Origin of the sequence: Sphingobacterium sp. CZ-UAM (genome assembly GCF_002000245.1) — a bacterium.
Classification (GTDB): domain Bacteria; phylum Bacteroidota; class Bacteroidia; order Sphingobacteriales; family Sphingobacteriaceae; genus Sphingobacterium.
On record NZ_MTCM01000009.1, the window covers coordinates 143,935 to 150,273 of the forward strand.

Here is a 6,339-nt window from a genome sequence, read left to right on the forward strand (position 1 = left end):
TAGGATTAAAGCGAGAAAATATAGGATAATAGATGACTCGCGTTAAAAAAGTGGTTTATTTTAATTAGATTTATGTGACAATTATTAATTTTGGTAAAATTTTAAACGATTAAATGGCTTAATATGGGATTTTTAAAAGAATTTAAAGAGTTCGCAATGCGCGGTAGCGTTGTTGATTTGGCTGTCGGTGTTGTGATCGGTGGGGCATTTGGTAAAATTGTGACATCATTGGTTGACGATATTATCATGCCTCCCATAGGATATTTGACAGGCGGAGTTGACTTCTCCTCGAAAAAAATTATACTGAAAGCTGCTGATGAGGCTGCGAAACAAGCCGAAGTTTCTATTAACTACGGTAATTTTATCAATGTAATTATCCAGTTTCTGATTGTTGCATTTTGTATTTTCTGTGTTATTAAAGGTTTAAATTCTTTGAAACGTAAAGAGGAAGCTGCTCCTGCTGCACCACCTGCACCGACAAAAGAAGAAACATTGTTGACAGAGATCAGAGATATTCTGAAAACCAAATAATTCTAACTCATGTTTGATTTCGTATAAAACAGAGGGGCAGCGCTTCTCTGTTTTATATTTTCTGTAATCTGTAAATTGGTTTTTTTAGGCTGTCAATGAATAATTTAGAGACCGCTTTTTACTTAAAGTCTAAATGTTCTCAATATTGTTTGTTTTTGTCTAAAATAAACTTTACTTTTGCATTCCTCTTGGGGAGTTTTGTATTAATTGAAGTAAGAACAAATTAGCATAATAGCGTCATGAAAAGAACATTTCAGCCATCGCAAAGAAAAAGAAGAAACAAACACGGTTTTAGAGAGCGCATGAGCTCTGCAAACGGTAGAAGAGTATTAGCTTCACGTAGAGCTAAAGGTAGAAAACGTCTTACAGTGTCTGACGAATACCGTCACAAAGGTTAATCTTTGATAAGGATCGGTGGCCGCTTATAAGAGCTTTTTCTGATAAGATTAAGTCATCGGATGAGAAATACATTTACAAAAGAAGAACGGTTATGTGCGAAAAGGCGTATTGATACGCTTTTTAAAAGCGGTTCTTCTTTTGTTTTGTACCCTTTTAGAATTGTTTTTGTTTTCGAGAAAAACAAAGAGACTGAAAATCCCCCCCCTTGTCAGTCTATTATATCCGTTTCCAAACGTAGGTTTAAAAGAGCAGTAGACCGCAATGCGATAAAACGTATGATGCGTGAAAGCTATCGTCTGCAGAAATCGGATAATTTGATTCCTTTTTTGTTGAAACATAATGTAACTTTGTATTTAGCTATTCAGTACGTGGGAAAACAGATCTTAGCATATGATGTGTTCCATACCGCGATGAATAAAATGCTGAAAAAATTACAGGATGAATGTGCTGCTGCTTATTTGGAAAAAGGGAATTAAACCTTTCTTTAGTTTTATTTTCTTAGCCATAATTCGTTTCTATCAACTGTTTATTTCGCCGTTTTTGGGAGCTAATTGTCGGTATACACCTACTTGTTCTCAATACGGCAAAGAGGCTATTCTAAAATATGGTCCTTTTAAGGGGGGCTGGATGGCTTTGAAGCGGATAGGACGTTGTAATCCTTGGGGCGGCCATGGTCATGACCCTGTACCTTGATTTCAATATAACGATGAATAATTTAATTTTACAAATTGATACTTCAACCACGGTTTGTTCGGTAGCCCTAAGTCAAAATGGACAGACATTGGCTGTACTTAATCTTGATGAACCGAATGCACATGCCGCTAAATTGACTGTTTTGATTGAACAGATCTTACGTCAGTCAGGACGTTCTATAAAGGAGCTTGCTGGAATAGCGGTGAGCATGGGCCCAGGATCTTATACGGGGTTACGTATAGGGGTGTCCACGGCAAAAGGTCTTTGCTATGGTTTAGATATACCCTTGGTTGCAGTCAACACACTTGATGCATTGTTCGCCGGGTACCGGGAACAATTTGACCTACAAGAGAAGGAAGCCTATATTCCTATGCTGGACGCGCGTCGTATGGAAGTATACGCAGCAGTATATGACCATAACGGTGAACTTATAAAACCTACTTCTGCAGAAATCATCGATGCTGATTATTACAATGAACTGTTGGTTACATACAAGCGTGTTCATCTATTTGGCTCTGGTGCTGATAAATTTGAGACATTGTTTGAAAGCGATGATCGCGTGAATGTACAACCAGGATTTAAAAATTCAGCTGCTTTTTTATCACAATTGGCGTTTGATAAATTCCAACATAAAAAATTCGAAGATGTTGCCTATTTTGAGCCTTTTTATCTAAAAGACTTTGTAGTAATGACAAAGAAAAAGGTTGGCTTATAGCCAACCTTTTCTTTTGAACCAGAAGTAAATAGCCATCGATATAACCACCATGATTCCCATAGCAATGGGGTAACCGTAATACCATTCCAGTTCTGGCATATTTTTAAAATTCATCCCATAAACGCCGGCGACAAATGTAATCGGCATAAAAAATACCGAGAAAATTGTCAAAATACGCATGATTTCATTGGTATGATTTGATGATATATTAAAGAATACGTTGAGTAATTGCGCTACATTTTCAGATAAGTTTTCATACAATGTCGAGGTACGTATTTGAAGATCTTTTAAATCACGCGTGTATACGTCTTTTTTGGATGACGAATGAAAATGCTCAACAACCTCCTTATAGAGGAAAATAACTTTTCTGGCAACATCTATTTGCCGTTTGATAAAATAAAGATTTTTGAGCACGGGTTGTTGTTTCATGCGTTTCAGAAAAATCAGTTCCTCGTAGGAGTCGATACGTGTGGAAAGTTGTTCCAGCGTTTTACTGAATGTGAAGACAGCAGCGGTAGTAATAAATACAGCCAATTTTCGGCTATTTTTTGTCTTTATGTTCGTAAACTCGATGTTTTTGAGTTTCTCTAAAAACTCAATACGACGTTTGTGTACGGTGATCACAAAGTCACTGCCATAAAAGATTGTGAGACGATCCGTTACTTCCCCTATGCTATCCGAATTTTCCTTGAAATTGTCGGACATGACCCGAAGAATAATAAACGTATAGTTTTCGAATTCTTCTATTTTAGGAAGATGCTCTGGTTCTTTAGAATCTTTTATGGAAGCATCATTTAGATTATATCTTTCCTTGATGAATGCAAAATCTTCTGCGGTAGGTTCAGAGATATCAATCCATTCGTAGTTTGCGATTTCCTTTTCAACAATCGTTTTGATCATAAATCTAATTTATACAAAGACAAGATACTAAACAATTTTGTTTGTTGCCAATACTTGTAGAAGGCAAACGAGGGATGTTTTTTTATCAGCAGGCTAGGAAGCGTCATAAATCAAAAAAGCCATCAAATACTATGATGGCTTCCTTGTTATAATTTTGGTATTCTTATTTATTAGAAGATTTGTATTCGTCATTTAACTGTTTGATGACTTCATTGGTAATTTCCAGAGAAGGATCAGCATACAATACCGTAGGGTTGGATTTAGAATAAGTCAGTACAAGCTTATAACCGTTATCTGCGGCGTGCTTTTTCAAAAACTCAGTGATTTTATTATACACGTTGTTGAATTCTTCCGACTCATCTTTTGCGAGTGATGAAGATGCCGTCTGATCTAATCTTGCCAGTTCATCTTGTTTACGAGCTAATTTTTGTTCGGTAGCCTGTCTATCTGCTGCAGACATCGTTGCAGCATTTTTTTGGTAATCTGCAACCTCGCGTTGAAATGCTGCACTTTTGGCTTGAAGATCAGTTTGTGCTTTTTTTACTTTGTTTTCAAGCTTTGACTTGATGTCTTTAAAATATTGATATTTTTCCGAAAGAGAATCAGAATTTAAATAGACAATTTTATCCTTGTTACTGCCTTGACTCTCTTTGCTTACAGTATTTGAATCATTTTTTGAAGGCTCATTTTGTGTTTTGGCACCTTGGTTACACGATACGATGGTTCCGGCCAGTAAAAGACCAAAGGAAACTTTCGATACAATTGAAAATATAGTGTTCATTTTTTTATTATTTGCAAATTAATACTGAAACAAACCTAACATAAAAAAATCGAAATTCTAATTTTTAATCCTAAAAAAGTAAAATTATTGAGCATTTGGTTGTTTCGGATTATCCGTTTAATACTTTGCCCTAGACTTGATAAATCGGCCAAAATTTCGTATTTTTGAATATTACATTTAACAGTTTTTCAATGAGCGAAGAAAAGAAAAATGCATCCACCTACTCGGCCGATAATATTCAGGTATTAGAGGGTTTAGAGGCGGTTCGTAAGCGTCCATCCATGTATATTGGTGATACCGGTGTGAAAGGATTACACCACTTGGTATACGAGGTTGTAGACAATTCAATCGACGAAGCTGTAGCAGGATACTGTACAGATATCTTTGTTACTATCCATAAAGACAATTCAATTTCTGTTCGGGATAATGGTCGTGGTATCCCTACCGGAATCAACAAAAAGGAGAATAAATCAGCGTTGGAACTCGTAATGACGGTTTTACATGCTGGTGGTAAGTTTGACAAAGATACCTACAAGGTGTCTGGTGGTCTACATGGTGTGGGGGTATCTTGTGTGAACGCATTGTCTACACTTTTGAAAGCTGAGGTACACCGTGATGGAAAAATATATCAACAGGAATATCAAATCGGTAAGCCTTTATACGATGTTAAAGAAGTCGGTGTCTCTGATAAAACAGGTACAATTGTAACGTTTCATCCGGATGCAACGATTTTTACACAGACTACCGTCTATAATTACGATACATTGGCCAATAGGCTTCGTGAGCTTGCATTCCTGAATAAAGGGGTAAGCCTGACATTGTCGGACGAACGTGAAACCAATGAAGACGGTTCTGAAAAGAAAGAAACTTTTTATTCTGAAGGCGGTCTGAAAGAATTTGTTAAGTTCTTGGATGGCACGCGCCAGGCGTTGATTCCTGAACCGATCTATGTAGAGGGAATCAAACAGGGGATTCCTGTGGAGCTAGCCTTACAATATAATGATACTTATTCGGAGAATGTCCATTCCTATGTAAATAATATCAATACGATCGAAGGTGGTTCACACGTTGCAGGGTTCCGTAGAGGGTTGACACGTACCCTGAAAGCATACGCTGATAAATCAGGTTTACTTAAAAACCTAAAAGTCGAAATTACAGGTGATGATTTCCGTGAGGGATTGACTGCTGTTATTTCTGTGAAGGTTGCAGAGCCTCAATTTGAAGGACAGACAAAAACCAAATTGGGTAACTCTGAGGTAATGGGAGCTGTGGATGTTGCTGTTGGTGAGATTTTGGGTGTTTACCTTGAAGAAAACCCTCGTGAAGCGAAAGCCATTGTTCAAAAGGTTGTCATCGCAGCTCAAGCACGCGCAGCGGCACGTAAAGCACGTGACCTGGTACAACGCAAAACGGTCATGGGCGGCTCCGGGCTTCCAGGTAAACTGGCCGATTGTCAGGATAATGACCCTACCAAATGTGAGATTTATTTTGTTGAGGGAGATTCTGCGGGCGGTACAGCAAAGTCTGGCCGTGACCGGAAACACCAGGCTATTATGCCATTAAGGGGTAAAATTCTGAACGTTGAAAAAGCAATGGAGCATAAGATCTATGAAAATGAAGAGATCAAAAATATGTTTACTGCTTTAGGAGTAAGCGTTGGTACTGCCGAAGATGCCAAAGCACTGAATCTTGAGAAATTGCGTTACCACCGTATCATTATCATGACCGATGCCGATGTGGATGGTTCCCACATTACAACATTGATTCTGACATTCTATTTCAGATATATGAAAGAATTGATCGAAAGAGGATATGTATACATCGCTACGCCTCCTTTGTACCTTGTGAAAAAAGGGAAAGAGCATGAGTACGCATGGAATGAAGACCAACGTATTAATGCGATCCAACGCTTAAAAGGAACAGGTAAAGAGGATAGTGTACATGTACAGCGCTACAAAGGTCTAGGTGAGATGAATGCGGAGCAGTTGTGGGATACAACAATGAACCCTGAAACACGTACTTTACGTCAGGTAACTATCGAAAATGCCGCTGAATGTGACCGTATTTTCTCAATGTTAATGGGTGATGAAGTAGCACCGCGCCGTGAATTTATTGAGAAAAATGCACGTTACGCAAAAATTGATATCTAATACCAATTTTATAACGAAAATAGAAAGGCCTGATGAATTTTGTAGTGAACCCCAAAAGTTGGACAAAACTTTTGGGGTTCACTATTTATGGCAAAACACACATTTGAGGAGAAACTAGATATAGTTTCTCAAGTAAAAAACGGGAAGCCGATATTACGCATATCGCGCGA

Annotated in this window: 8 protein-coding genes; 6 read left to right on the forward strand and 2 right to left on the reverse strand. The window is 37.9% G+C overall.

The genetic code is table 11. The features are described 5' to 3' along the window. Window positions 1–123 precede the first annotated feature (123 nt). The 5 genes from mscL to tsaB all read left to right on the forward strand — a co-directional run bounded on the left by mscL (window position 124) and on the right by tsaB (window position 2,338). A complete protein-coding gene (mscL, locus tag BWD42_RS23095; protein WP_077438777.1) occupies window positions 124–531 on the forward strand; it encodes a large-conductance mechanosensitive channel protein MscL in 408 nt (135 codons plus the stop codon). 239 nt (window positions 532–770) lie between these two features. After that, the gene (rpmH, locus tag BWD42_RS23100) at window positions 771–929 is read left to right on the forward strand and encodes a 50S ribosomal protein L34 (protein ID WP_075991291.1); all 159 of its coding nucleotides are present in this window, start codon (window positions 771–773) and stop codon (window positions 927–929) included. Between the two features lie 60 nt (window positions 930–989). Beyond that, window positions 990–1,406: a ribonuclease P protein component gene (locus BWD42_RS23105; RefSeq protein ID WP_077438778.1), complete on the forward strand. Its 417-nt coding sequence runs from the start codon at window positions 990–992 to the stop codon at window positions 1,404–1,406. Further along, a complete protein-coding gene (yidD, locus tag BWD42_RS23110; protein WP_077438779.1) occupies window positions 1,369–1,623 on the forward strand; it encodes a membrane protein insertion efficiency factor YidD in 255 nt (84 codons plus the stop codon). Before BWD42_RS23105 ends, yidD begins: the two co-directional genes overlap by 38 nt. A gap of 13 nt (window positions 1,624–1,636) precedes the next feature. Continuing rightward, the gene (tsaB, locus tag BWD42_RS23115) at window positions 1,637–2,338 is read left to right on the forward strand and encodes a tRNA (adenosine(37)-N6)-threonylcarbamoyltransferase complex dimerization subunit type 1 TsaB (protein WP_077438789.1); all 702 of its coding nucleotides are present in this window, start codon (window positions 1,637–1,639) and stop codon (window positions 2,336–2,338) included. On the opposite strand, the gene BWD42_RS23120 is transcribed toward tsaB, so the two are convergent. Further along, window positions 2,333–3,238, reverse strand: a complete 906-nt coding sequence (locus tag BWD42_RS23120) for a CorA family divalent cation transporter (RefSeq protein WP_077438780.1) — start codon at window positions 3,236–3,238, stop codon at window positions 2,333–2,335. The two genes, tsaB and BWD42_RS23120, sit on opposite strands and share 6 nt — an antisense overlap. Window positions 3,239–3,401: 163 nt before the next feature. After that, the gene (locus BWD42_RS23125) at window positions 3,402–4,019 is read right to left on the reverse strand and encodes an OmpH family outer membrane protein (protein ID WP_077438781.1); all 618 of its coding nucleotides are present in this window, start codon (window positions 4,017–4,019) and stop codon (window positions 3,402–3,404) included. A gap of 191 nt (window positions 4,020–4,210) precedes the next feature. Here BWD42_RS23125 and gyrB point away from each other — a divergent pair, with 191 nt between their 5' ends. After that, complete coding sequence (gene gyrB / locus BWD42_RS23130) at window positions 4,211–6,169, forward strand: DNA topoisomerase (ATP-hydrolyzing) subunit B (protein WP_077438782.1); 1,959 nt, start codon at window positions 4,211–4,213, stop codon at window positions 6,167–6,169. Window positions 6,170–6,339 lie beyond the last annotated feature (170 nt).

What these genes read in the sequence shown, in the direction of transcription:
- tsaB (WP_077438789.1), top strand. Translation starts at nt 1,637, where the DNA reads ATGAATAATTTAATTTTACAAATTGATACTTCAACCACGGTTTGTTCG.
- rpmH (WP_075991291.1), top strand. Translation starts at nt 771, where the DNA reads ATGAAAAGAACATTTCAGCCATCGCAAAGAAAAAGAAGAAACAAACAC.
- mscL (WP_077438777.1), top strand. Translation starts at nt 124, where the DNA reads ATGGGATTTTTAAAAGAATTTAAAGAGTTCGCAATGCGCGGTAGCGTT.
- BWD42_RS23125 (WP_077438781.1), bottom strand. Translation starts at nt 4,019, where the DNA reads ATGAACACTATATTTTCAATTGTATCGAAAGTTTCCTTTGGTCTTTTA.
- yidD (WP_077438779.1), top strand. Translation starts at nt 1,369, where the DNA reads ATGAATGTGCTGCTGCTTATTTGGAAAAAGGGAATTAAACCTTTCTTT.
- BWD42_RS23105 (WP_077438778.1), top strand. Translation starts at nt 990, where the DNA reads ATGAGAAATACATTTACAAAAGAAGAACGGTTATGTGCGAAAAGGCGT.
- BWD42_RS23120 (WP_077438780.1), bottom strand. Translation starts at nt 3,238, where the DNA reads ATGATCAAAACGATTGTTGAAAAGGAAATCGCAAACTACGAATGGATT.
- gyrB (WP_077438782.1), top strand. Translation starts at nt 4,211, where the DNA reads ATGAGCGAAGAAAAGAAAAATGCATCCACCTACTCGGCCGATAATATT.